The organism is Microbacterium sp., assembly GCF_036277215.1.
Taxonomy (GTDB): domain Bacteria; phylum Actinomycetota; class Actinomycetes; order Actinomycetales; family Microbacteriaceae; genus Microbacterium.
In genome coordinates this window covers 1-2555 of record NZ_DASUNI010000230.1, presented here as the reverse complement: position 1 = coordinate 2555, position 2555 = coordinate 1, and the positions used below count along the sequence as shown (strand labels likewise).

The 2555-nt window shown below is 65.8% G+C and carries 3 protein-coding genes; 2 read left to right on the top strand and 1 reads right to left on the bottom strand.

Translation table 11 applies throughout. The features are described 5' to 3' along the window. Together VFX99_RS11575 and VFX99_RS11570 are read left to right on the top strand one after the other, a co-directional pair. Positions 1-674: hypothetical protein (locus VFX99_RS11575; RefSeq protein ID WP_329666445.1), on the top strand; the 674-nt coding region annotated here is incomplete at its 5' end. Beyond that, on the top strand, positions 671-2209 hold the full coding sequence (locus VFX99_RS11570; RefSeq protein WP_329666444.1) for a CoF synthetase: 1539 nt from the start codon (positions 671-673) through the stop codon (positions 2207-2209). The genes VFX99_RS11575 and VFX99_RS11570, both read left to right, overlap by 4 nt. Positions 2210-2248: 39 nt before the next feature. Here the strand turns inward: VFX99_RS11570 and VFX99_RS11565 are convergent. Further along, positions 2249-2555: hypothetical protein (locus VFX99_RS11565; RefSeq protein WP_329666443.1), on the bottom strand; the 307-nt coding region annotated here is incomplete at its 5' end.

Genomic DNA, 2555 nt, shown 5'->3' with positions numbered 1-2555 from the left:
CGGCACTGGCCGCGCGGCTCCACGCGCGCCAGACCAGTCGGTTCGCCTACGGCGCCGAGCCCGTCAGCGACGCCGCGATCGGCGCCGTGCAGGCGCTCGGCGACGGCCACACGGCGTTGACGATCACGACAGACCCCGGGATCGTCGCGGCGGTGTTGGAGCTGAACAACGAGATCCTGCTGGAGGACCTCCAGGACAAGAGCACGAGCCGAGAGCTCGACCATTGGATCCGGTACACGAAGCGGTCTCGCCGACGCTTCCGCAGCGGCTTCACACCGGCGTCGCTCGCGACGCCGGCCTGGAAGATCTGGCTCGTCTTTCGACTGAGGTCGCTGCTCCGGTTCGGGGTCGTACGACGATGGCTCACGATGCAGTACCTCTCACAGAACCGTGCCGCCAGCGTCGGATGGATCTACGGGCCGCTGGCGACGCGTCGCGACCAGTTTCAGGCGGGCCGAATCCTGATGGACGCCTGGATCACGCTGACCGAGCACGGCTACTACCTGCAGCCGTACGGCTCGATCATCACCGACAATGCCGCCCGAGGTCGGCTGCTGCGAATGATCGGAGTCAACGAGGCGCCGGGCGACCTGCTCTGGATGATCTTCCGGGCCGGCACGTCGTCACCGCCGCCGCGGTCACTGCGAAAGCCAATCGAGGAGTACCTGCGATGACAGCCGAAGACCTGGCCTGGCGGCCCGTCGTCGCCGTGACCAACGCCGTGGAACGACTGGCCCTCCGCCACCAGCTCCTGTCCCAGCTACTGCTCGTCAACGCACTGGAACCGCTGCGCTGGGGTGTCTCCCGGCACCGGGCCGCAGCCCTCGCACGCCGAGCCAGGAAACGGGTTCCCGCCTACCGAGACCACTACCGGCAGAGTCAGCGTGACGACTTCCGGGCCAGCTCGTGGGACCGCGTCCCCGTGACCGACAAGGAGTCGTTCGTCAAGCGGCACCGCATCGAGGACCGATGCTGGGGCGGTTCGCTGCCGACCATGGGCGTGACCGTCGACGAATCCTCCGGGAGCACCGGCGCCCCGACCAACTGGGTGCGGGGCTGGGACGAGCGGCTGGACACCAAGCAGCTCCTACAGCTGTCGTTCTCCGCCACGTTCGGGCGCGAGCCGATCTTCGCCATCAACGCGTTCGTCCTCGGCGCCTGGGCGACCGGCATGATCGTGAGCCAGTCAATCGGCGAGCTCTGCGTCTTGAAGTCCACCGGATCCGACGCCAAGAAGATCCTCTCGACCATGACGGCGTTCGGGCCGGGGTACCACTACGTGATCTTGGGCTACCCGCCGTTCCTGAAGAGCCTGGTCGACGACCACGATTTCGACTGGGACGGCTACACCGTCGACGCCATCTACGGCGGCGAGGCGATCACCGACCAGATGCGGGCTCACCTGTCGAAGACGTTCGGCCGCGTCATCGGCAGCTACGGCGCATCCGACCTGGAGATCAACATCGCGTACGAGAACGAGTTCACCATCGCGCTACGCGAGGCGGTCGCATCCGACGAGCACTTGCGACGCGAGCTCGTGAAAGACTTCGGATCGCTCCCCTCCATCTTCCAGTACAACCCACTCGACTACTACATCGAGTCGAACGAGCGGAACGAGCTGCTGTTCAGCCTCAACCGCCCGTCCAACATTGCCCCGAAGATCCGGTACAACATCCACGACGTCGGCCACACGATGCGCTACCGCGACGCGATCGCCGCCATCGAGCGGGCCGGCCGCTGTGACCTCATCGAGGGGCTACGCGCTCGCGGGGTCCGGATGCTCAGCCTGCCGCTGCTCTTCCACTACGGACGCTCCGACCTGAGCGTGTCGTTCTTCGGCACGACGGTCTCGCCCGACGGCATTCGTCAGGCGCTCCACGCCATCCCGGCGATCGACCGATCGATCGAGTCGTTCCAAGCCTTCAACGCGGAGAACGAGAACGACGACGCCCTACTTGTCATCGGCGTCGAGCTCGCGGCCGGCCACGACAAATCCGCCTTCGACGTCTTCGACATCCAGTCTCGGTTCGCGACCGAGCTCGGCAAGATCGATGGTGACTTCGCCACCGTGTACTCGACCGCTCCCGAAGACCAGAGACCGGAGGTCCGCCTCTACGAGTACCGGACCGGCCCATTCCGGGATGGCCACACGAAGATCAAGCACAGCTACGTTGCCGGCGTCATCGAGTACGACGACATCCCTGCCTAGTACCGAACGAGGAAGCGGCGCCGGTGGACGGGACGTGTGTTACGCGGCCTGCTCGCAGAGGGCGGCCCGGATCAGCGCGAGCCCGGGCAGCTCGGCGAGGTACTCGGCGCACAGAGCCGATCGCAGGACCGCAATGTCGTCGAGGTCGAGCCTCACCGTCGGGCGTCGCGTGAACGTGGCCTCGTAGCGAATCGCGGCTGCGAGTTCTTGCCTTGCCGGCGACTCGCTCTCGTCAAGCCAGTCGTGCAGAACGCTCGCCTCTTGCAGCGTGAGCGGGTAGCAACTGTCGCCCAGAATGAAATCAACCCCTGACACGTAAGGGAGATCCACGTCAAGTCCTTTCCTT

Coding starts and splice junctions, on each gene's coding strand:
- VFX99_RS11570 (WP_329666444.1), top strand. CDS start 671: ATGACAGCCGAAGACCTGGCCTGGCGGCCCGTCGTCGCCGTGACCAAC.